Annotated in this window: 22 protein-coding genes and 2 pseudogenes; 12 read left to right on the top strand and 12 right to left on the bottom strand. The window is 59.3% G+C overall.

The features are described 5' to 3' along the window. The first annotated feature begins 42 nt into the window (after nucleotides 1-42). A complete protein-coding gene (locus AC5SEM_RS14255) occupies nucleotides 43-507 on the top strand; it encodes a hypothetical protein (protein WP_038365266.1) in 465 nt (154 codons plus the stop codon). Between the two features lie 5 nt (nucleotides 508-512). Here the strand turns inward: AC5SEM_RS14255 and AC5SEM_RS14250 are convergent, their stop codons facing one another. Continuing rightward, complete coding sequence (locus AC5SEM_RS14250; protein WP_495473381.1) at nucleotides 513-1,589, bottom strand: diguanylate cyclase domain-containing protein; 1,077 nt, start codon at nucleotides 1,587-1,589, stop codon at nucleotides 513-515. A 163-nt stretch (nucleotides 1,590-1,752) separates the two neighbouring features. On the opposite strand from AC5SEM_RS14250, the gene AC5SEM_RS14245 reads away from it, so the two are divergent. Continuing rightward, nucleotides 1,753-2,091, top strand: a complete 339-nt coding sequence (locus AC5SEM_RS14245; RefSeq protein WP_095113634.1) for an FKBP-type peptidyl-prolyl cis-trans isomerase — start codon at nucleotides 1,753-1,755, stop codon at nucleotides 2,089-2,091. Between the two features lie 59 nt (nucleotides 2,092-2,150). Here the strand turns inward: AC5SEM_RS14245 and AC5SEM_RS14240 are convergent, their stop codons facing one another. From AC5SEM_RS14240 to AC5SEM_RS14220, 5 genes and pseudogenes are all read right to left on the bottom strand, one after another. Continuing rightward, a complete protein-coding gene (locus AC5SEM_RS14240; protein WP_495473380.1) occupies nucleotides 2,151-2,486 on the bottom strand; it encodes a hypothetical protein in 336 nt (111 codons plus the stop codon). Next, entirely contained in the window at nucleotides 2,483-3,721 is a 1,239-nt protein-coding gene (locus tag AC5SEM_RS14235) for an S-type pyocin domain-containing protein (RefSeq protein WP_495473379.1), read from the bottom strand. Before AC5SEM_RS14235 ends, AC5SEM_RS14240 begins: the two co-directional genes overlap by 4 nt. A gap of 306 nt (nucleotides 3,722-4,027) precedes the next feature. Continuing rightward, nucleotides 4,028-4,297 carry a hypothetical protein gene (locus AC5SEM_RS14230; protein ID WP_116030089.1) on the bottom strand — a complete coding sequence of 90 codons (270 nt, stop codon included), beginning with the start codon at nucleotides 4,295-4,297 and terminating at the stop codon, nucleotides 4,028-4,030. A 2-nt stretch (nucleotides 4,298-4,299) separates the two neighbouring features. Continuing rightward, nucleotides 4,300-4,680: a DUF6124 family protein gene (locus AC5SEM_RS14225; RefSeq protein WP_137216435.1), complete on the bottom strand. Its 381-nt coding sequence runs from the start codon at nucleotides 4,678-4,680 to the stop codon at nucleotides 4,300-4,302. Nucleotides 4,681-5,116: 436 nt separating this feature from the next. Then, nucleotides 5,117-5,251 (bottom strand): annotated as a pseudogene (locus tag AC5SEM_RS14220) (AraC family transcriptional regulator); the annotation flags it as partial. 62 nt (nucleotides 5,252-5,313) lie between these two features. Between AC5SEM_RS14220 and AC5SEM_RS14215 the strand changes: the two are divergent. Continuing rightward, nucleotides 5,314-6,497, top strand: a protein-coding gene (locus AC5SEM_RS14215; protein WP_495471026.1) for an IS3 family transposase whose coding sequence is annotated in 2 segments (ribosomal slippage) — nucleotides 5,314-5,578 and nucleotides 5,578-6,497 — 1,185 coding nt in all. Because the reading frame shifts where the segments join, the coding sequence is not laid out codon by codon here. A gap of 7 nt (nucleotides 6,498-6,504) precedes the next feature. Here AC5SEM_RS14215 and ftrA read toward each other — a convergent pair. Next, nucleotides 6,505-7,350 (bottom strand): annotated as a pseudogene (gene ftrA, locus AC5SEM_RS14210) (transcriptional regulator FtrA); the annotation flags it as partial. 101 nt (nucleotides 7,351-7,451) lie between these two features. Between ftrA and AC5SEM_RS14205 the strand changes: the two are divergent. The 4 genes from AC5SEM_RS14205 to AC5SEM_RS14190 all read left to right on the top strand — a co-directional run bounded on the left by AC5SEM_RS14205 (nucleotide 7,452) and on the right by AC5SEM_RS14190 (nucleotide 11,220). Continuing rightward, complete coding sequence (locus AC5SEM_RS14205) at nucleotides 7,452-7,880, top strand: rhodanese-like domain-containing protein (protein ID WP_016984245.1); 429 nt, start codon at nucleotides 7,452-7,454, stop codon at nucleotides 7,878-7,880. A 350-nt stretch (nucleotides 7,881-8,230) separates the two neighbouring features. Continuing rightward, on the top strand, nucleotides 8,231-9,010 hold the full coding sequence (locus AC5SEM_RS14200) for an ABC transporter substrate-binding protein (RefSeq protein ID WP_095113627.1): 780 nt from the start codon (nucleotides 8,231-8,233) through the stop codon (nucleotides 9,008-9,010). 199 nt (nucleotides 9,011-9,209) lie between these two features. After that, the gene (locus AC5SEM_RS14195) at nucleotides 9,210-10,322 is read left to right on the top strand and encodes a succinylglutamate desuccinylase/aspartoacylase family protein (RefSeq protein WP_495473378.1); all 1,113 of its coding nucleotides are present in this window, start codon (nucleotides 9,210-9,212) and stop codon (nucleotides 10,320-10,322) included. Between the two features lie 181 nt (nucleotides 10,323-10,503). After that, a complete protein-coding gene (locus AC5SEM_RS14190; RefSeq protein WP_495473377.1) occupies nucleotides 10,504-11,220 on the top strand; it encodes an alpha/beta hydrolase in 717 nt (238 codons plus the stop codon). Here AC5SEM_RS14190 and AC5SEM_RS14185 read toward each other — a convergent pair. Beyond that, entirely contained in the window at nucleotides 11,210-11,767 is a 558-nt protein-coding gene (locus AC5SEM_RS14185; protein WP_123594250.1) for a DcrB/PsbP domain-containing protein, read from the bottom strand. The two genes, AC5SEM_RS14190 and AC5SEM_RS14185, sit on opposite strands and share 11 nt — an antisense overlap. An 84-nt stretch (nucleotides 11,768-11,851) precedes the next feature. Continuing rightward, nucleotides 11,852-12,625 (bottom strand): hypothetical protein, encoded by a 774-nt coding sequence (locus AC5SEM_RS14180; protein ID WP_495473376.1) that lies wholly within the window; start codon nucleotides 12,623-12,625, stop codon nucleotides 11,852-11,854. A 147-nt stretch (nucleotides 12,626-12,772) separates the two neighbouring features. On the opposite strand from AC5SEM_RS14180, the gene AC5SEM_RS14175 reads away from it, so the two are divergent. Beyond that, nucleotides 12,773-13,309, top strand: a complete 537-nt coding sequence (locus AC5SEM_RS14175) for a chalcone isomerase family protein (protein ID WP_077573483.1) — start codon at nucleotides 12,773-12,775, stop codon at nucleotides 13,307-13,309. A gap of 122 nt (nucleotides 13,310-13,431) precedes the next feature. Then, a complete protein-coding gene (locus tag AC5SEM_RS14170) occupies nucleotides 13,432-14,700 on the top strand; it encodes an Nramp family divalent metal transporter (RefSeq protein ID WP_460929777.1) in 1,269 nt (422 codons plus the stop codon). Between the two features lie 128 nt (nucleotides 14,701-14,828). Here the strand turns inward: AC5SEM_RS14170 and AC5SEM_RS14165 are convergent, their stop codons facing one another. Beyond that, nucleotides 14,829-15,932: a cytochrome P450 gene (locus AC5SEM_RS14165; protein WP_495473375.1), complete on the bottom strand. Its 1,104-nt coding sequence runs from the start codon at nucleotides 15,930-15,932 to the stop codon at nucleotides 14,829-14,831. A 79-nt stretch (nucleotides 15,933-16,011) separates the two neighbouring features. Between AC5SEM_RS14165 and AC5SEM_RS14160 the strand changes: the two genes are divergently transcribed. The 3 genes from AC5SEM_RS14160 (at nucleotide 16,012) to AC5SEM_RS14150 (ending at nucleotide 18,968) form a co-directional block, all read left to right on the top strand. Further along, nucleotides 16,012-16,761 (top strand): ArsR/SmtB family transcription factor, encoded by a 750-nt coding sequence (locus AC5SEM_RS14160; RefSeq protein WP_495473374.1) that lies wholly within the window; start codon nucleotides 16,012-16,014, stop codon nucleotides 16,759-16,761. A 156-nt stretch (nucleotides 16,762-16,917) separates the two neighbouring features. After that, nucleotides 16,918-18,138: a putative DNA modification/repair radical SAM protein gene (locus AC5SEM_RS14155; RefSeq protein ID WP_077573477.1), complete on the top strand. Its 1,221-nt coding sequence runs from the start codon at nucleotides 16,918-16,920 to the stop codon at nucleotides 18,136-18,138. Continuing rightward, nucleotides 18,135-18,968, top strand: a complete 834-nt coding sequence (locus tag AC5SEM_RS14150; RefSeq protein WP_495473373.1) for a TIGR03915 family putative DNA repair protein — start codon at nucleotides 18,135-18,137, stop codon at nucleotides 18,966-18,968. Before AC5SEM_RS14155 ends, AC5SEM_RS14150 begins: the two co-directional genes overlap by 4 nt. A 250-nt stretch (nucleotides 18,969-19,218) precedes the next feature. Here AC5SEM_RS14150 and AC5SEM_RS14145 read toward each other — a convergent pair whose 3' ends face one another. Continuing rightward, the gene (locus AC5SEM_RS14145) at nucleotides 19,219-20,238 is read right to left on the bottom strand and encodes a branched-chain amino acid aminotransferase (RefSeq protein ID WP_008086978.1); all 1,020 of its coding nucleotides are present in this window, start codon (nucleotides 20,236-20,238) and stop codon (nucleotides 19,219-19,221) included. A gap of 233 nt (nucleotides 20,239-20,471) precedes the next feature. Beyond that, nucleotides 20,472-21,845 (bottom strand): dihydrolipoyl dehydrogenase, encoded by a 1,374-nt coding sequence (gene lpdA / locus AC5SEM_RS14140; RefSeq protein WP_495473372.1) that lies wholly within the window; start codon nucleotides 21,843-21,845, stop codon nucleotides 20,472-20,474. Nucleotides 21,846-21,851 lie beyond the last annotated feature (6 nt).

Below are 21,851 nucleotides of genomic sequence, written 5' to 3'. Positions count from 1 at the left end.
CCCTTGGGGCGTTTTGGATGTCGGGAAGTCAGGAGCAACAGGTTGGAAAAGAAACCGCTGTATCGCAAAGAAAACACCACCGCTCACAATGTCTGGCGCAACAACCCAGGCGGGCACTACCGCGACCAACGAAACACCAAAGCACAAAGCCGCAGCGAGGCCACGCGCGGCTCTATGCATGGCATCAAACACCACGGCTATGACTACACGCCGTTGTTTCGTTTCCTGTTATCTCGCGTCGGCGGTCATTGGGATGAGATTTTCAGCGAAGCGGTATCTCGCCTTGATCGGCCAGAGCCGGTGTTCTGGATGGTTGCCATCCACGAAGAGGATCGCGAGGACATTGTGCGACTGGGCGAGTCGGCCTACTTCAACGGCCTGTTCGTCGATGGGCAAAAGCAGCTGCAAATCGTCAACCCGCAGTTGACTGCCGAGGATATGAAACCTCATTGCCGTTGCTGCACGCATACCTTCAATGGTGTTCCGTTTGGACTGCCTGCGGACTGATCGAGCTACTCGACCCGAACCTGATTCATCACCTGCCCACCCCCCAACCGATACTGATTATTGCCACTGCGCTTGGCTTCATACATCGCCAGATCTGCGACGTGCAGCAAGCGATCCATCGCCGTCGCATGATCCGGAAACACCGCCACGCCAAGGCTGGTGCCGATGTGGCGCTGGTCGGTGCCGATGCTGATCGGGGGCGACAGTTCGATGAAGATTTTCTGGCAGATGCTGCGGGCTTCGTCCTGCAAACTCAGGCTCGGCGCCAGGCCTTGCAGGATCACCACGAACTCATCGCCGCCAATGCGCGCAACGGTATCGGTGGCGCGCAGAATGCGTTTCAACCGTGTTGCCGTGGTGATCAGCACGCGGTCGCCGGCAGCATGGCCGTAGCGATCATTGATGGTTTTGAAGCCGTTGAGGTCGACGAACACCAGTGCGACACGGGTCTCGGTCTGCCGCGCGTGATCTAGCGCTTCGGACAAGCGTTGTTCCAGCACCAGGCGATTAGGCAGGCCGGTCAGCGGATCGAAGTGGGCGAGGTGCTGCAGGTAGCTGGCCGAAGCTTTTTCTTCGGTGATGTCGCGCACCACGCCCATCATCTTGACCACCGCATCGTGGTCGTTGTGCACCACGTTGCCGGTTTCCCGCAGCCAGCGAATCGTGCCGTCGGGCCACACCACGCGGTATTCCTCATCGTGGTTTTCACCGGTTTCCAGGCAACGCAGTTCACCTTCGCGCACCTTGGTGCGATCGTCCGGATGGACGCAGGAACAGAACAGCGCATAGGACGGGGTGATCTCGCCGATCTTGAACCCGAACATGCCGTAGATCGCATCCGACCAGTACAGCCGATCCGTGTCGACTTCCCAGTCCCAAGTGCCGATGCGCGCAAAGTACTGGCTGCGTTTGAAGCGCTCGACGTCGCCGTCCTGCTGAGTGCTCCGGCCATCGACAGTCCGTGTCAGCAGATCGCGGTATTGCGCAAGCTGCCTGCGCAAACCGCGTTCGCGCCACAGCAGCAGAGCGATGATGGCGAGCAAGATCGCGCCCATGGCAAGGCTGATCCAGAACAGAGTCATTCGGGCGCTGCCAGCATGGCGGGTCGATCCGTGGGGTAGTGGCGGTTGGCTATGTTAATGCTTCAATACTCGGTTCCGATACCACGTTGATCTACGCGGGCAGGTTGCCAATCACCGGCATTTCTGGGAAAACGGCGGCCGGCTGAACAATAGAGTGAATGTTATGAATGATGAACTGCAGGTAATCGATCTTCAGGTCGGCGAAGGCAAAGCCGCCGTCAAAGGCGCGCTGATCACCACCCAATACACCGGATGGCTGGAAGACGGCAGCGAGTTCGATTCTTCCTACAGCCGTGGCAAACCTTTCCAGTGCGTGATTGGCACCGGGCGGGTGATCAAGGGTTGGGATCAGGGGTTGATGGGCATGCAAGTGGGGGGCAAGCGCAAATTGCTGGTGCCGGCGCATTTGGGGTACGGCGAGCGGACGATGGGCAAGATCCCGCCGGGTTCGAATCTGGTGTTTGAGATTGAGTTGTTGGAAGTGCTGACGCGGGAGGATTGAGGTAGGGGACGTCGATTTGGATGAAGTCCGTTACTTCATCCAAATGCCGTCAGGGTGGATCAGGTGAATACGTCTATATCGTCAAGCGTGTCTTCGATGATTCCTTGCAGTGAAGGGTGCGTTTGCTTGGCTGATTCGAGTGCCGCAAAAACTGTTTCAGTATCCAGCTCGCCATGTCGGCGAGCGATGTGCCCGAGTGCAGTAGCCGCAGCGGCCACAATTGCTTCGGCTTTGCTGGTGAGGTGTTTCAGGCAGATGTCCTGAGCCCAGTTTCTATCGGTTTCATTCAGGCCAATGGATACGAGTGCGGCGATTACGTTTGCATCCGTGTCGCTGCCAAGGAGTCTTATGGCCTCGTCATGGCTTATGGATGGATCTTGATAGATGAGGCTCACTTTGTATCTCCCAGGATTCTGCCTTTGTTGTCTACTTTTTTAGCCTTGATCAGCGCATTTTTCATATCTTGGTGAAGTTTATCCCATGGCCTTACGTGGCCGTGATAGACCTCTCCACCTGTTCGATCAAAAACGACTAGCTCGTTGGTTTCTGGATCAATTCCGATTCTGCGTGGTGATGTAGGTTTGACCTGAACTGAGTTTTCTAACGCTTCTTGACCATTGGTCGGTCCTTTACTTTTGATGGATGTATCCGTTTTGCCGTGATAACTGGCTGCATCGAACTCAAGCGCCAAAACTATATAAAGGGGTCTAATTCCTGAGTTTGCAGGAAAAACCAAGATGAAATCGCGGTACTCAGGCGGGTAAACCGGATTAACGATGATCTTGTCTGCTTGCTCAGTCGGCGGGTAAATCCAAATTTGGGGTATTCGTGGTGTGCTTTCCAACGGTGGAATTACCGTTGTCTTGGTGGGGTCTACGGCGGGTGTCCAGATCAATTTTGCGCCATTACCGAAATCTGCGACTTGATGGGTGCCTTGCTTCACGAACCGTACGACAGGAATCATCTCCCAATCGCTGCGCGTCTGGGTGTTGTACCCATATCCTTTCAAGGTGCCGTCGGCCTGTTGTTCTAAACGCAATCGGACACGAGTGCGACCTTTCTCAAGCGACTTAAGTTGTTCTTCTGTGTATAGCGAGCTGTCGCCCAAACTCGAAGGCCAAAGCAGAGCAACCATGCCGAGCAATGCACCAGCGACAACACCTCCCGTCACTGCACTTGCACCACTCACCGCACTTGCGCCTGGGCTTGCAGTGGTAGTCGTAGCTAATAGAAGCGTTCCTGCCTCAGCGGGAAAATTACGGCCTCCTACTTTTTTTAGCGGGATGTTCCCAGCAGTGTCTCGCTCGCGGCCGCCCAACAAAGACAACTCTCCAAAATCAGCCAACTTCTCGACCGGAATAAATCCGGTACTACTGACATGGTTGATTACACCATCCGTAAGTTGGCAGCTTTTAGCGAACACGCAACCTTTTGCATCGGGCATAGGCTGTTGTGGCTGTTTGATTAGGCTATTTTCGTAGGCTTGCTGTCTGGCAAGCATGTCGTCATAGGCGGTTTGTCTAGCTTCCCGCTCTGCCAACTCGCTGTCGGTCATGTAGCGGCTAGTGATGTGGTGTCCGTCACCGGCCGGTGGATTTTGAACCCGAGGTCTGTCTGTCTTTCGCGCCATGAGCGTCCTTGTTCTTTCGTCAGAAAACGATGCGGACGCTAAATGAATGGACGTTTGATGGATGTAGGACGGGTCTGAAATTGCGACAGTTGTTACAAGTGTAAAAAATCAGGATGGGTACATCGGCAGGTACGCCAACTCGCTCGGGCCTTCCTATGGTCTGGTTTTCAGATATCTGTTAGCAGAAAGAACGCCATCGCGAGCAGGCTCACTCCTACAGTTGATCGCGGATGCTCATGGGATTTGAGTACACCGCAGATCTAGTGTGGGAGCGAGCCTGCTCGCGAAGAACGATCACGCGGTCAATCAGGCCGCATGCGCCATTTCGGCCAGTGTGTCGGCCACGGTTCTTTGCAGTGAGGGGAACCGGCGGGTCACGCGGCGCAGTGCGGGTAGCACGGCGTCGATTTCCAGTTCATCGAGTTGGGGAAGGACGGTGACGGCGGAGGCGACGATGGATTCGCGTTCGCTTTCGAACAGCACCAGGCAGGCGTTCTGTGCCCAGCGTCCGTCGCGTTCGTTGAAACCCATGGCCACCAGTGCCGCGACGACTTGTGCATCGGTTTTGTTGGACATGTCTATTGCCTCAGGGTGGGGTCGATTTTGTCGAGGGCGCGGTTGACCGCGAGTTCGCCGAGCATGACCACTTGTTGAATGCCGAGCACGGTGTTGCGGTAGGGCGAGTCGAGCAGGGCGGCGAAGTCGCTGAGCATGACGCTGGCCGAGGCCATTGATTCGCAGGCGTGGGCCATGAGGTCTTCGGCGCCGGTGTTCGGGTCGACGAGGAACATGGTGCTGGGTCTGCGTGGTGGTGAAGGCGGTGTGGGTTTCAGGTAGTGGTCGAGGGCGCGTTCGGCGGCTTCGTGGAGTTTTCTGGAGCCCGGGGTGGAGTAGGGGGACGTTGGATTTGGATCGATTTCCGCATCTGTTTCGGGCGGATTTGGCGTGATTTTGAACATGGTGTAGTTTTCCAAAGTGATGCTGACACCACCTCGCGACTAAACGAAAAGGTGGCAGCTATACGCAGGTTAGTCGACCGGAAACTCCACCAAAACCGGCGCACCCGAAGGCGCCCTGCGCACAGCTACCATTGAGTGAGGTATCGAAATACCTACTGTCTGGAACGTTGTGCAGTTCAAGTGGATTACCGAGCGACTAAACCCGATCACTGACCCTTCAGTGACGCGATCCAAGTTACCGACAGCCCCCAAGCCGCACAAGCCGGCGGATTCTGGCGTAGTTGTAGGCAAAGGCGCAAGGCGCTGTAGCCTTGTGGCTGATGTCTAAATGATGCTGCGTTTGACTGGCGCCTTCGCGAGCAGGCTCGCTCCCACCTTTGAAATGCGTACCCCCTGTGGGAGCGAGCTTGCTCGCGAAGGCGCCTTCAAAATCACCTCAGGATTCAACCCTCACGCCCCGCCCAAACCGCTCCCGATACACCGACGGCGGCACACCCACCACCCCGCGAAACGCCACACGAAAACTCTCCACCGACCGATAACCGCAACGCTCGGCAATCTGCTCGGTATGCAGTGGTCTAATTTCCCCAGACACCCCGATAGGTGGAAAATACATCTATCGAGGAGTTATTCATGACTAAAAAACGCAGGGCATTCGACGACAGCTTCAAGCTGCAAGTCGTGAAGATGATCAAGGATCAGGGACTGACCGTTGTGCAGGTTTGCCAAGATCTGAACATTGGTGAGACAGCCGTTCGACGCTGGGTGCAGCAATACGAGGCAGAGCAACTGGGGCAGGCCGGAATCGGCAAGCCATTGACGGCGGAACAGCAGCGCATCCGGCAATTGGAACAAGAAAATCGGCAGCTCAAGATGGATAACGACATCTTAAAAAAGGCTACCGCCTTCTTTGCCCGCGAGCTGAAGTAAGGTATCGACTGGTTCGGCAGCTGCAACAGAAGGCTTACTCAGTGGCACATGTCTGTCGGTTGCTGAGCATTAGTCGTTCAGGCTTCTATGAGTTTCAGAAGCGTGCCGATGCGCCTGTTCGGCAGAGTTGTCCTGTTCTTGTGCAACTCAAGGCGTCTTTCGCCGAGAGTGGAGGCTGCTACGGCAGCCGCCCTTTGCGCGACGCTTTGCGCGGTAAAGGCATGCTTGTCGGGCTGTATAAAATCCGTCGATTGATGCGGGCTAACGGACTGCGTTCAGCCTGGAAGCGCAAGTTTGTACACACAACCGATAGTAATCATGACCTGCCGATTGCAGAGAATGTACTGAACAGAAAATTTGATCCAGTAGCGCCAAACAAGGCCTGGGTAGCCGACATCACCTATATCCGCACCCGCAGTGGCTGGTTGTATCTGGCCGTAGTATTGGACTTGTTCTCGCGCAAGATAGTGGGCTGGTCGATGGCTCCGAACATGCCGGCAGAGCTGGTGTGCACCGCGATGCAACTGGCTATCGCGCAGCGTCAACCGCCACCAGGCTTGATTGCCCACTCAGATCGGGGCAGTCAATACGCAAGTGCAACTTACAGAGAGTTACTGGCAAGAAACGACATGCAGCAGAGCATGAGCCGTAAAGGTAATTGCTGGGACAATGCGGTGATGGAACGCTTCTTCCTGAGTTTGAAAATGGAGCGGGTATGGCGACGTGACTACGCCAACCATGCTGAAGCGATCCGCGACATCACCGAGTACATCGTTGGGTTTTATAACAACGAACGGCTGCACTCGAAACTGGGATATCTGCCACCGACCGTCTATGAGCGGGCGATGGCGTCAGAACCACCTATCGAGGTGTCCGGAATTAGTTGACCACTGCAGTATTGTCCGGCGTACTCTCCAGCAACTCCCGCGCCCGCGCCAAACGTTCGTGCTGCAACCACGCCTTGGGCGACTGCCCACTGGCCTCGGTAAAGCGCCGCAGAAACGTGCGCTCACTCATCGCCGCTTCACTGGCCAGATCACGTACTTCCAGCGGTTCATGCAAGCGCTCGCGCGCCCATTGCATCACCCGCGACAGATCGTTGCGCGGCGTCGGGCTGACCGGTGTCGGAATGAACTGCGCCTGGCCGCCAGTACGCTGCGGCGACATCACCAGGCGCCGCGCCACCGAGTTGGCGACTTGCGTGCCGAAGTCCCGCGCCACCAGATGCAGGCAGGCGTCAATCCCGGCAGCGCTGCCGGCCGAGGTGATCAACTGACCGGAATCGACGTAAAGCACATCCGGATCGACCGCAATCGCCGGGAAGCGTTGCGCCAGTTCGGCGGTGTAACGCCAATGGGTGGTGGCGCTGTGGCCGTCGAGCAAGCCGGTGGCCGCCAGCACAAATACACCGGAGCAGATCGACAGCAACCGCGCACCCCGGGCATGGGCCTGACGCAACGCGTCGATCAATGCTGGAGGCACCGGCGCGTTGCGGTCGCGCCAGCCGGGAATGATGATGGTGCGCGCCTCGGCCAATAATTCCAGACCGCCATCGGCCAGCACCTGAATGCCGCCCAAGGCGCGCATCGGGCCTTGATCGACCGCCGCAATGGCGTGGGTGTACCACGGGAAATCGAACTCCGGCCGGGTCAGGCCGAAGACCTCCACGGCGATGCCAAACTCGAATGTGCAGAGGCCGTCGTAGGCCAGAATCGCGACCAGACCTGGTGATGTCGGCATTTGGCGGAAAATTCCCGGTGAGTGTCTTGTGCGCCACTGTAGCCGCAAGCGCCCGCTCGATAAAGTCTGTTCACACCCGTTCAGATAAAGGAGCAACACCCATGGTCAGTCTGGTTCGCGACATCCCTGCGGCGCCGTCGGCGATCGCCCTGATGCACTTCAGTAATCGTCTGACTTTCGAGACCGATTGTTCCGACGTCTTCAGTAGCCAGGAGGCTGGCGAGATCGATTTTGTCCTGGTCGACGTTCGCGGCCCGCTGGCCTTTGAGCGCGGGCATGTGCCGGGCGCGATCAATATCCCGAACCGCTTGCTGACGGCGGCGGAACTGGCGAGTTACCCGAAAACCACGCTGTTCGTGGTCTATTGCGCCGGCCCGCACTGCAACGGCGCGAACAAGGCAGCGGTGAAACTGGCGGCACTGGGTTACCCGGTCAAGGAGATGATCGGCGGGGTTACCGGATGGCTGGATGAAGGTTTTCAACTGAGCGTTGAGCAAGCCGCCAAAACCGCCATCGGCTGCGAATGCTGATCCCCTTGTAGGAGCTGCCGCAGGCTCGGGCCGCGTTCGGACGATCTTTTGATCTTGCGGTAAAAAAACCAGATCAAAAGATCGCAGCCTGCGGCAGCTCCTACAGGGAAATCAGCGATTTTCTGCGCTGAAAACACGCTTGTCCTACAGCCCTTGCACCACGACGGCGCACCCGTTGATCCCGGTCAATCGGTGCGCCGATCTTTCATAAGTATTTGTCGCTTAAACACAATTTACCCTGTGCGCGCCGCCATAGACTGCCGGCCACTTCGGTGTTTGTAGCCAATTGGCCATGACCGAACGCTGAATCGAAAGCTGCCAATAAAAGCCTCCGCACACAGGAGTTATAAATGAAGAAGCTAGTGATGTTCGGTGCCCTGGCACTGTCGATGTTGTCCCTGACCGCTGTGGCCGAAGACGCCAAGCCGATCCGCATCGGTATCGAAGCCGGTTACCCGCCATTCTCGATGAAAACCCCTGACGGCAAACTCACCGGTTTCGACGTTGATATCGGCGATGCGCTGTGCGCGCAGATGAAAGTCAAATGTACCTGGGTCGAGCAGGAATTCGATGGCCTGATCCCGGCGCTGAAAGTGAAGAAGATCGACGCGATCCTGTCGTCGATGACCATTACTGATGACCGCAAAAAGAACGTCGATTTCACCATCAAGTACTACCACACCCCGGCGCGCTTCGTGATGAAGGAAGGCTCCGGTGTCAAAGACCCGCTGACCGAGCTCAAGGGCAAGAAAGTCGGCGTGCTGCGTGCCAGCACCCACGACCGTTACGCCACCGAAGTGCTGGTGCCGGCCGGGATCGACCTGGTGCGTTACGGCTCGCAACAGGAAGCCAACCTCGACATGGTTTCCGGGCGTATCGACGCGATGCTGGCCGACTCGGTCAACCTGAGTGACGGTTTCCTGAAAACCGACGCCGGCAAAGGTTTTGAATTCGTTGGCCCGACCTACGAAGACGCCAAGTACTTTGGCGGCGGCGCCGGCATTGCGGTGCGCAAGGGCGATACCGCGCTGGCCGAGCAATTCAACAAAGCCATCAGCGAAATCCGCGCCAATGGCGAGTACAAGAAAGTCCAGGACAAGTACTTCGACTTTGATGTGTACGGCCATTAATACGCCGTAGAAAAAAGTGGCCCCGTTTGCGCGGTGGCCACTTTTTTTGCGCTCTAATTGTGGTGAGACCCTTGTAGGAGTGAGCCTGCTCGCGATAGCGGTGTGTCATTCAATGAATGTGTTGGCTGACCCACCGCTATCGCGAGCAGGCTCGCTCCCACAGGGGATCAGTGTGATCCGGAAATTGAGGAGATTTTCCATGCAACGCATCGACCATGTTCTGCCCTGGAGCCACTTGGGCAGTGAGCGCTCGCTCAGCGTGTTTCGCTACGGCGCGGGCACCCGCAAGGTGTACATCCAGGCCAGCCTGCACGCCGATGAGCTGCCGGGCATGCGCACTGCGTGGGAGCTCAAGCAGCGTCTCAATGAACTCGAACAGCAGGGCCGTTTGCAGGGCGTGATCGAGCTGGTGCCGGTGGCCAACCCGATCGGCCTCGATCAACACGTGCAAGGCGCGCACATGGGCCGCTTCGAACTGGGCAGCGGCAAGAATTTCAACCGCGCTTTCGTCGAACTCAGTGCCCCGGTCGCGGCGTTGATCGGTGAGCGTCTGGGTGCGGATGCCGAGGCCAATGTTGCGCTGATCCGCCAAACCATGGGCAAGGTGTTCGATGAGCTGCCGGCCCCAGCCTCGCAACTGGAAGCGTTGCATCGTTTGTTGCTGCGCCATGCCTGCGATGCCGACATCACCCTCGATCTGCATTGTGATTTCGACGCGGCGATTCACTTGTACGCGCTGCCGCAGCACTGGCCGCAATGGCAATCGCTGGCGGCACGTTTGAAGGCTGGCGTGGCGCTGTTGTGTGAAGATTCCGGTGGTAGCTCGTTTGATGAATCCTGCTCGACGCCGTGGTTGCGTCTGGCGCGGGCGTTCCCGAATGCCGCGATTCCAGCGGCGAATCTGGCGACCACGCTGGAGCTGGGCAGCATGGGCGATACCCGGGTCGATCAGGCGCAGGCCAATTGTGAGGCGATTCTCGGCTTTCTTGCCGAGCAGGGTTTCATCAGCGGCGAGTGGCCGGCGGCGCCGGGCGAGTGCTGCGAAGGTTTGCCGTTCGAGGGCACCGAATACCTGTTCGCGCCGCACCATGGTGTAGTGAGTTTTCTGCGCAACGCTGGCGAGTGGGTGGAGAAGGGTGATGCGCTGTTTGAAGTGGTGGATCCGTTGCAGGATCGCGTGACCACCGTGCGCGCGGGCACCAGTGGCGTGTTGTTTGCGCTTGATCGCGGGCGTTATACCGAGCCGGGGATCTGGCAGGCGAAAGTGGCGGGGCGAGTGGCGTTTCGGACGGGTAAATTGACCAACGACTGACAGGATCTCCGTTGGGGCTAATGGCCTCATCGCGAGCAGGCTCACTCCTACAGGGGAACGCATTCCAAATGTAGGAGTGAGCCTGCTCGCGATGGCGGCATCAGCAACACCACCGAATTTGGATCCTTGGCCGAGGATGTTAGGCTCCCCCCGAACCCGACTCTCCGTGAAGGAAGGCTCTATGTTGAAGGTCTTTGCTCTGTTGACCCTGCTGGCGTCCACTGCCGTGCAGGCGCAAACCACGCTGCAATCCGATCTGCCGCTCAAGTACATCGAGCAGGTTCACGCCGACGCCGAGGCGCGACCGCTGGTGATTTTCCTGCACGGCTACGGCAGTAACGAGGCCGATCTGATCGGCATGAAATTTCAGCTGCCGGCGCAATACAACTACCTGTCGGTGCAGGCACCGTTGTCGCTCGGTGAAGGACGTTTCCAGTGGTTTCGCAAGAAGGGTGAAGGCGCCTACAACGGCGAGACCGATGATCTGAAGGTCAGTGGCCAGAAACTGCGCGACTTTATCGCGCAAGCGGCGCAGAAATATCACACCACTCCGGACAAGGTGTACCTGATCGGCTTCAGCCAGGGCGCGATGATGACCTACGAAGTGGGGCTGCGGCCGCCAGTGGCGGTCGGCGGGATTGCCGCGTTGAGCGGGCGTTTATTGCCGGTGTTGAAGGCTGAACTCAAGGCCGTACAGCAGCCACTGCCGCTGAGCATCTTCATCGGCCACGGTACCGCCGATGATCCTGTGCCGTACAAAAACGGCACCGAGGCCAACACGCAACTACAGAAACTCGGTTACCAACCGCAGTTCCACGCCTATCCCGGCGTCGGCCACAGTATCAGTGCGGCCGAGCTGCGCGACTTGAATGGCTGGCTGCAGCAGCTCAATCCTTGAGGATGGTTTTCACCAGCGCATCGTGACCTTTCTTGTCGCTGGCGCGGGAGATCACCTGCACCAGCGCCATTTTCGTGCCGGAGCCGGCCATCAGCGTGGTGTTGAGGGTCTGGCCACCGCCCTGGGTCGCGGTGCTGTCGACCTGACGCAGGCCAAGGCCGGTGCCTTTTTGGGTCAGGCTCTTTTCACTGAGTTTGTTGAAGTCCGGCAGCGCTTTGCGCTGGTCTTCAATGAAACTCGCCACGCTGCCGTCGAGGAACTGGCCGTCGTTGTCCTTGACGTGCTGGCCTTCGGGAATCTTGTTCTCAGCGGTAATGACCACGGTTTTTGTGGCCTCGTTGGTGTACATCGTGCCCGTGGTCCCGCTCGGGCTGGTCGGCAGCGGGTCGGCGACGAAACCTTTTGGCAGCACAAAAGTGAACTTGCCCTCGAGCATCGAGACTTTCTCGGTGCCGGCATTTTTCTTGGCCGCTTGCGCGTGGAGGGCGCCGAAACCGGCGAGGGCCGCCACCAGCAGGACGACGGTTTTTTTGCTCAACAATGACATGTGAATCTCCGGTGGATGGTCGCGCGAGGCGGGCGATCATCCCACGGAGGAGGGCGGGCGTTCCAGCGCGAATCGTCTGACCGGTCACTGCGCCTGCGCTTTCGCCAACGGACGGGCCAACAGCCGTTTGGTCACGCCGAGCATGGCCACCGACACCGCCACACCGACGGCGAATCCGCTCAGGCCCATGCTTGGCAAGGTCAGCGCCGAGACCAGACAAAACGCCGAAAACGAATACATGCCGGTCGCCGTCGCCCGTAACAGTGCGGCGGTAAACGCCGGGCCGCGCGTCTGTTGCGAGAACACCGCCATCACGCTGCCGAGTACCGGGAACACCGCGAGCAAACCGCTCCAGCGCTCGCCGACGGTGCTGGCGAGCATCGTCACCACCAGGGTCAACGCGGCGCCGGCGATCATCCGCCAGATCAATCTGTCCGACTTCGGCGCCGGGCCGTTCAACACCGGTTGCACCGTGGGAAACAGATACGGCGATGCCAGCAGCGCAATTGCCGCCGCCACCACGGAAAACGGCAGCGACGCCGGAATCAGCGACAATACCCCTGCGATGACGGCCCACACCGACAGCGACGCCGCCAACGCCAGCGGCCAGTTCGCCCGTTGCGCGACCTGCGCGTAGGTGATGCAGAACGCAATCATCGCGAACATCGCCGATAACGCCGCCACCGCCGACTGCGCGGCGAATGCCGGACCCTGCTCGATGGCGAGGAAAAACAGAATCGGCCCAACCACCACTGGCAACCCCGACAGCCACCCGGCCACGCTCGGCCCCCAGCGTTTGCCCGCCAGGGAAATCAGCAGCAGAAAACCGGGAATCAGCAGCAGTTTGAGGATCAGCACGCAGGAGTCTCCATCCGTTGAAGGTTCGCCACGTTAGCATTGTCGATCGGCGATTGCTGCCTATGTGTGCGGTTTTTGTATACAAAGTGCCGACGGCGATACCCGGCTATGCTTTGACTATCAGGGCTTGCCGGAGTCGATGCCGCGATGAACAGAACACCCAAGGTGTTGCGCGGATGCTGCGGCATCGGCTTGTGGGCGCTGTTGTTGACGCCAACCTGGGCCAATTGGCAGGACGCGGTGCCCGGCGCGCAGATCATCGGTACCGGCGATTACAGCGTGTTCGGTTTCGATGTCTACAACGCGCGCCTCTGGAGTGCCGCGCGGCCCCTGGTCGACGGTCAGCCGTTTGCGCTGGAGTTGATCTACCGCCGCAACATTTCTCGCGATGACCTGGTCAAGGCCAGCGTCGACGAAATCAAACGCCTGGCCGATGGCCGCGTCAGCCCGGCGCAATTGGCCGGGTGGCAAATCCAGATGCAGCAATCGTTTGTCGATGTGCAGGCCGGCACGCGGATTACCGGGGTGTATCTGCCGGGGCAGGGCGCGCGGTTTTTTGTCGGTCAGCAGTTGCAGCATGAGATCGATGACCCGCTGTTTGCCCGCGCGTTTTTCGATATCTGGCTCGATCCGCGCACGCGCAGTCCGGAGTTGCGCGAACAGTTGTTAGGGGTGAGTCGATAGATTCTTTTGCACTTCAAGGCTCCGGCTGAAACCTCTAAGCTGCGTCTTTCGACTTGTTTCTGGATGTGTGCGTGAAATTCAGTTTGCCCAAAATCGCCACCGCGCCGTTTTGCCCGCCGGAAGTGGCTGGCAGTGTTGCGGTTGATCCCAATGCCGCTTTCTTCAAACGAGTGCTGCGCTTCGCCGGCCCCGGGTTGCTTGTGTCGATTGGCTACATGGATCCGGGCAACTGGGCCACCGCCATCGAGGCCGGTTCACGCTTTGGCTACAGCCTGTTGTTTGTGGTGTTGCTGGCGAGTCTGGCGGGCATGGTTGTGCAATGCCTGTGTTCGCGATTGGGCATCGCCACCGGGCGCGATCTGGCGCAATTGTCCCGCGAGCGCTACAGCACACCGACTGCACGGCTGCAGTGGGTGCTGGCGGAAATCTCGATCATCGCCACCGATCTGGCCGAAGTGCTTGGTTGTGCGCTGGCCTTTCACTTGTTGCTCGGCTGTTCGCTGACTTTCGGCATTGCCCTGACGGCGTTCGACACCTTGCTGGTGCTGGCCCTGCAAAACCGTGGTTTCCGCAGGCTGGAAGCGATCATGCTGGTATTGGTCGCGACCATTGGCGTGTGTTTCTTCGTTGAACTGCTGTTGATCAAACCCTACTGGCCGGATGTCGCCCAAGGTTTCAAACCGTCGCTGGCGGCGATTGGCGAGGCCGCACCGTTGTACCTGGCGATCGGTATTCTCGGCGCGACGGTGATGCCGCATAACCTCTATCTGCACACCTCGATCGTGCAGACACGGATGATCGGCAAGGACCTGGCGAGCAAGCAGGACGCGGTGAAACTGGCGCGTATCGACACCATTGGTTCGCTGGCGCTGGCGTTGCTGGTCAACGCGGCGATTCTGATTCTCGCGGCAGCAGCGTTTCACCAGTCCGGGCACACCGATGTGGTGGACATTCAGGACGCCTACCACTTGCTCGATCCGCTGGTCGGCGGCGCGCTGGCCAGTGTTTTGTTCGGCGTGGCGCTGCTAGCGTCGGGGCAGAGTTCGACCTTCACCGGCACCATCGCGGGCCAAGTGATCATGGAGGGTTATCTGAACCTGCGGATTCCGTGCTGGCAGCGACGCTTGATTACTCGCGGACTGGCGTTGATTCCGGCGTTTATCGGCGTGTGGCTGATGGGCGATAACGCGATCGGCAAGTTGCTGGTGTTGAGTCAGGTGGTGTTGAGTCTGCAGTTGCCGTTTGCCTTGTATCCATTGATCCGCATGACCAATGATAAAAAGCTGATGGGGCCGTTTGTGAATCGCTGGCCAACCCGGGTGTTGGCGTGGGGGTTGTTTGTGGTGATCAGTGGCGCTAACAGCTGGTTGATTTTGCAGTGGGCGGCTTGAGCCATATTTTGCAGTGACTGGGCTGGCCTCTTCGCGAGCAGGCTCGCTCCCACATTGTTCGAGTTGATCACAACAGTGTGTACACCCCATAACCCTGTGGGAGCGAGCCTGCTCGCGAAGGCGGACTTTCAGGCGCCCACGTCGCTGAACACTGGAATGCGCCCATTGAGCGAAGGCCTGTAGTGCCAGTTCAGGCAATTCAGATCGATGCCCTTTGCGAGTATTTCCCGCACCGTAGCCCCGGCAATACTCATCGCCAACGCTTGCCCAGGACACTGATGCCGACCACTGCCAAAACTGAAACTGCGGCGGTCGGCGCGCTGCGGCAGAAACTGCTCGGGCTGTTCGTTGAGCGCCGGATCACGATTGGCCGAAGCCAGCAGCACCAGAATCACATCGCCCGCCTCGACACGCACACCGGCAATCTCGCAGGACGCGGCGACGAAGCGCCGGGTGTTCTGCACGGGCGGGTCGAAGCGCTGGACTTCGCTGAGCAGGGCATCGATGGATTCGCCGCGCAATTCCGGCTGACGACGTAACGCCAACAGGGTATTGCCGATCAGCCCGGCGCAGGCTTCGAACGTCTGCGAACAGAGGCCGATCAGGTTGGCGATCAGGGTGTCTTCATCGCCGGCAAAGCGCTGTTGGATCGCGCTGAGGAAGTCGCTGGCGGGTTCGGCGAGCAGCTCGATGAAGTAGCCGCGCAGGTGTTCGGCCGCCGCGTCCGCTGCGGCCAATTGCAGGTCATTGCTCAACGGCGACAGGCAGGCGACAAAGTCCGCCGTCAGCTCGCTGACTGCCCGAGCCTGCGCCGGCGTGAATCCCAGCAGCGCCGCGACCACGCACACCGGGCCACGAAACATTGCCTTGTATACACCGTCGGCGTCCGCTGTGATCAGCCGTGCGGCGACCAAAGCATTGATCGTCTCAAGGTCCAGCGCTGCCAGCTCAGGCTCAATCGCAGAACGCGGACACCGCTGGCGTTCACCGTCATTCATGCGCATCAGGTGACCGAAGACCTTGCCGGCCATGCCATTTGCAATTGCTTTGGGCACTGGCTCCTGCGCCGGACGCACCCGGCAGTCGGCGTGGGCCAACACCGCACACACCGCGCGGGCGCTGCTGGCGACCCATAGATTCAGATCCGGATGAAACGTCAGTCCACCTGCTGCGTGCAGTTCGGCGTAGTAGGGATAAGGATCGGCATGCGTTGCGGCGCTGATCGGGTTCATGGTTTGCATCCTTGTCGGCGGGGAAAGTGTTGCTACTATCTCCACTGCGCAACGACGATGATTCGTCCGGGAGCGAACTATGCACGCAGAACATCAAGACATTGGCGTTTCCCAAGTGGCCGCCGCCATCGCCGAACCGGCGCGGACAAAAATCCTCTGTTCGCTGATGGACGGCCACGCCCGCACCAGCACGGAGCTGGCGACGATCGCCGAAGTCAGCGCCTCGACCGCCAGTGTGCACTTGGCGAAACTCAAGGACCTGGCCCTGGTGCGCCTGCATGTGCAGGGCCGCCATCGCTATTACAGCCTCGCCGATCAGCGCGTGGCGCAAGCGCTGGAGGCGTTGATGGTGATTGGCCAGAACGCCACGCCGACGTTCAAGGCGCATACGCCGGATCGTCTGCAATTCGCCCGCACTTGCTACGACCACATGGCCGGGACGCTCGCGGTGATGCTGCATGACCGTTTGCTCGCAGGCGGTTGGCTGGTGGCAACCGACGAGCAGGCGTATCGCTTGAGTGAGACGGGCGAGGCGTTGTTTCTTGGGCTGGGCATTGAAGTGCAGGACTTGACGACCCTGCGTCGCAAGTTTGCCTGCCCGTGCCTGGACTGGAGCATGCGCCGGCCGCATCTCGGGGGCTCGCTGGGCGCGGCGTTGTTGCAAACGGCGTTGAAGCGCAAGTGGGTGACGCAGGATCTGGACAGTCGCGCGCTGGCGGTGACGGCGGTGGGGCGCAAGGAGATCGGTGCGCGGTTTGGCGTTGAGTGGCCGGTAGACGGGCAGATCAAAAGATCGCAGCCTTCGGCAGCTCCTACATGGATTGGGTAGGATCGAGATTTATCGGGTGTACGCGATTCCCGTAGGAGCTGCCGAAGGCTGCGATCTTTTGATTTTCAGCTTCTGACCGACGAGGGGCGCATCTGCCTCCTTGTATCACCGCTGCCGACTCTATACTGTATATGCAAACAGTACAGAGCCCGCGCCATGCAAATCATCGACAAGCTGAGCATCCTCGCCGACGCCGCCAAGTACGACGCCTCCTGCGCGAGCAGCGGCGCGCCCAAGCGCAGTTCCGAGGGCAAGAGCGGGCTGGGGTCGACCGATGGCATGGGCATCTGTCACAGCTACACGCCGGACGGGCGTTGCGTATCGTTGTTGAAGATTCTGCTGACCAATTTCTGCCTTTACGATTGCCAGTACTGCGTCAATCGGCGCTCCAGCGATGTTCCGCGTGCACGCTTCACTCCCGAGGAAGTCGTCGCGCTGACCATGGATTTCTACCGGCGTAACTGCGTCAGCGGGTTGTTTCTCAGTTCGGGGATCATCCGCTCGGCGGACTACACCATGGAGCAACTGGTGCGGGTGGCGAAGCTGCTGCGCGAAGAGCATGAGTTTCGCGGCTACATCCATCTCAAGACCATTCCCGAAGCCGATCCGGCATTGATCGAAGAAGCAGGGCGCTACGCCGATCGCCTGAGCGTCAACATCGAATTGCCGACCGATGCCAGCCTGCAAGTGCTAGCCCCGGAGAAGGACATCGCTTCGATCAAACAGGCGATGAACACCATCTACACCGGCGTGCAGACGGTTTTGAACGAACCGCGCTCGGCGAAGTTCGCCCCCGCCGGCCAGAGCACGCAATTGATTGTCGGCGCCGACGACACCGACGACAGCACCATCCTCCACAGTGCCCAGGCCTTGTACGGCAACTTCCGACTGCGCCGGGTCTACTATTCGGCCTTCAGCCCGATTCCCGACAGCCCGAAAAGCGTGCCATTGGCCGCGCCGCCGCTGATGCGTGAACACCGTTTGTATCAGGCCGATTTTCTCCTGCGCAGCTACGGTTACAGCGCCGATGAATTGCTCAAGGGCCCGGGCAATCTGGCGTTGGACATCGACCCGAAACTCGCTTGGGCTTTGCAGAATCGTGAAGTGTTCCCGCTCGATCTGAACCGCGCTGAAGCGTCGTTGATTGCGCGTATTCCCGGTATCGGCCTGCGCACCACCGAGCGTCTGGTCGAGCTGCGCCGACAGCGGCGAATCCGCTACGAAGATGTCGCGCGCATGCGCTGTGTGCTGGCCAAGGCCAAGCCGTTCATCATCACCAGCGACTATCACCCGCAGCAGGCCGAGGTCACCAGCCATTTGCTCTATCAGCAACTGCGCGACCGGCCGATGCCGCAGCAGATGGGGCTGTGGGGATGATCAATCTTGATTGCGATGATCTGTTCGACACGTGGCGCCAGCAGGCGCGTTGGCTGCTGAGCCATGAAGTCGACCCGAGTCTGGTGAGCTGGGCGTCGGAAGGTGTGGGTGATCTGTTTGCCAGTGATGAGCCGGTGCCTGAAGGGCAGGGGCCGTTCCAGGCGCGCATTCCGCGAGCGTTGCTCGACACGCTGGAGCAAGCCTCGCGCTATCGCGGTGATCAACGCTGGAGTTTGCTGTATGAAGTGCTGTGGCGCGTCAGCCACGGCGACCGTACCGCGATGATGGCCGGGGACAAACTCGGTAGCGAACTGCAGCGACGGATCAAACAAGTCAATCGCGAAGCCCATCACCTGCATGCGTTTGTGCGTTTCATCGAACGCCCGTTATCCAGCGCGGGTCCGCAATATGTGGCGTGGCATGAGCCGGCCCACGACATTCTGCACAGCGCCAGTGAGCATTTCATCGGGCGCATGGGCCGCCACCGCTGGTTGATCGCCACGCCGCGTGATGGGGTTTATTACGATGGCGAGCAATTGATCCATCAGCGGCAATGCCCGCAGGAATGGCAGCAGTTGGCGCAGAATGTCGACGATCCTCATGGGGATCTGTGGCTGACCTATTACAGCCACATCTTTAATCCAGCGCGGTTGAACGAGAAGGTCATGCAGGGGCATTTGCCGGCGCGGTTCTGGAAGAATCTGCCGGAAGGGGAGTTGATTCCCGGGTTGATTACGCAGGCGCGGATGGGTAAGCAGCAGAATGGGCAGGCGAGTGGGATTGCTGAGCGACTTGGTAAACGGATAACGCTGAAAAGCCCCTCACCCTAACCCTCTCCCGGAGGGAGAGGGGACTGACCGAGGTGTTTGGACTTGATCCATCGACCTGAACGATCAAGTCGAACTCACATTTTGAATACCACAAAGATCGGCCCCCTTTCCCCCTCGCCCCCCTGGGGGAGAGGGTTGGGGTGAGGGGGAAAGAATCTCAAGCACGCCACAAATACTGCGCCAAACGCCATAAAAAAAGCCCCCCACCAATCACTCGGTGGAGGGCTTTTCTACATCAACACCCGTCAGATCAAACCTTGACGATCCAACCCGCTGGCGCTTCGATGTCGCCGGTCTGCACGCCAGTCAACTCTTTGTAGAGCTTCTGGGTCACAGGACCCACTTCGGTCTCGCTGTGGAACACATGCAGATGGTCGTTGTAGCTGATGCCACCGATCGGGGTGATCACCGCAGCCGTACCGCAAGCGCCGGCTTCCTTGAAGTCCGACAGTTTGTCGATCAGCACGTCGCCTTCAACCACTTCCAGGCCCAGACGCGATTTTGCCAGTTCGATCAGCGACAGGCGGGTGATGCCTGGCAGAACGGACGGCGAGTTCGGGGTGATGAACTTGTTGTCGTGGGTGATCCCGAAGAAGTTGGCCGAGCCGACTTCTTCGATTTTGGTGTGGGTCATCGGGTCCAGGTAGATCGCGTCGGCGAAGTTGGCTTTCTTGGCTTTCGAGCCCGGCATCAGGCTGGCCGCGTAGTTGCCACCGACCTTGGCTGCGCCGGTGCCTTGTGGGGCAGCGCGGTCGTAGCTGGAGATCTGGAAGTTGTGCGGGGTCAGGCCGCCCTTGAAGTAGGCGCCGACCGGAATGCAGAAGATCGAGAAGATGAACTCGGGTGCAGTGCGCACGCCGATGTTGTCACCCACGCCGATCACGAACGGACGCAGGTACAGCGCGCCGCCGGTGCCGTATGGCGGAATGAAGCGCTCGTTGGCGCGAACCACTGCTTTACAGGCTTCGATGAACTGCTCGGTGTCGACCGTCGGCATCAGCAGACGCGCGCAGCTGCGTTGCATACGCAGAGCGTTCTGGTCCGGGCGGAACAGGTTGATCGAGCCGTCCTTGCAACGATAGGCCTTCATGCCTTCGAAGCACTGCTGGCCATAGTGAAGGGCAGTCGAGCCTTCGCTGATGTGCAGCACGTTATCTTCGGTCAGGGTGCCTTTGTCCCACTCGCCATCGCGAAAGTACGACAGATAGCGTTTGTCGGTCTTGATGTAGTCAAAACCCAGCTTGTCCCAATTGATGCTTTCGTTACCCATGACACCCTCTATCACTGAACAACCGCCGAAACGGTTCAAGGCTTCTGACGTTTTTTGGATGGGCACAACAATACTTCATTCTTGAGCGGTTTCGCAGCCCGGACTATCGGATGACAGACAGATAGTTCGTGTTGCCCTCAAGAATTCGCGAGCAGGCTCACTCCTACAAAGGAATGCATTCCAAAATGTAGGAGTGAGCCTGCTCGCGATGGGGCCATCATTGCCACCCTCACTCACAGGTGGAGTGCATGGCCAAGGGCACGCAACGCCGCTTCCTGCACCGCTTCACCCAAGGTCGGATGCGCATGGATGGTGCCGCCGATGTCCTCCAGCCGCGCGCCCATTTCCAGGCTTTGCGCAAACGCCGTCGACAATTCGGAAACCCCGACGCCCACAGCCTGCCAGCCAACAATCACATGGTTATCCCGGCGAGCGACCACCCGCACGAAGCCGCTTTTCGACTCCAGCGTCATCGCCCGGCCATTGGCGGCGAACGGGAAACTCGAAACGATGCAGTCCAGCCCCGCAGCCTTGGCCTCGTCCGGCGTCTTGCCGACCACCACCAGTTCCGGATCGGTGAAGCACACCGCGGCGATAGCGGTCGGGCTGAATTCACGGGTCTTGCCGCTGATCAACTCGGCAACCATCTCGCCTTGGGCCATCGCCCGGTGGGCGAGCATCGGTTCGCCGCTCAAATCGCCGATGGCGTAGACGTTGCGCATGCTGGTCTGGCAGCGGCTGTCGATCTTGATCGCCGAGCCGTTCATGTCCAGATTCAGTGCTTCAAGGTTCCAGCCCTGAGTGTTCGGTTTGCGACCGACGGCGACCAGCACCTGATCGGTTTCCAGGTTCAGGGTTTCGCCCTCAGGGTCGCGCACCTGCAAGGTGCCGTCGAAACCCAGCACGCTGTGTTTCAGATACAACTTAACGCCCAGTTGCTTCAACGCGTCATGTACCGGTTGCGTCAGTTCAGCGTCATACGCCGGCAGGATGCGGTCCTGCGCCTCGACCACACTGACGTCGGCGCCGAGCTTGCGATAAGCGATGCCCAGTTCCAGACCGATGTAACCACCGCCCACCACCACCAGACGTTTCGGCACGGATTTCGGTGCCAGCGCTTCGGTGGAGGAGATGATCGGTCCGCCAATCGGCAGGATCGGCAGATTGACGCTGGTCGAACCGGTGGCCAGCACCAAGTGCTCGCACTGGATGCGTGTGTCGCCAACGTCAACGGTTTTGCCGTCGATGACTTTGGCCCAGCCATTGATGACCTGAACCTTGTTCTTCTTCAGCAGGGCTGCGACGCCGGTGGTCAGACGATCAACGATGCCGTCCTTCCACTCGACGCTTTTAGTGATGTCGAGGGTCGGCGCCGCGACGCTGATGCCCAGTTCTGAATGCTGGTTGTGATGCTGGGTCTGGTGAAACTGCTCAGCCACATGAATCAGCGCTTTCGAAGGAATGCAGCCGATGTTCAGGCACGTACCGCCCAGCGCTTGGCCTTCGACCAGAATCGTCGGTATGCCCAATTGCCCGGCGCGGATTGCCGTTACATAACCGCCGGGGCCGCCGCCGATAATCAGCAGCGTCGTGTTCAGAGATTGCATGCGCGC

This window comes from Pseudomonas sp. CH61, assembly GCF_059429415.1.
This window is presented reverse-complemented; position numbering and strand designations above follow the sequence as displayed.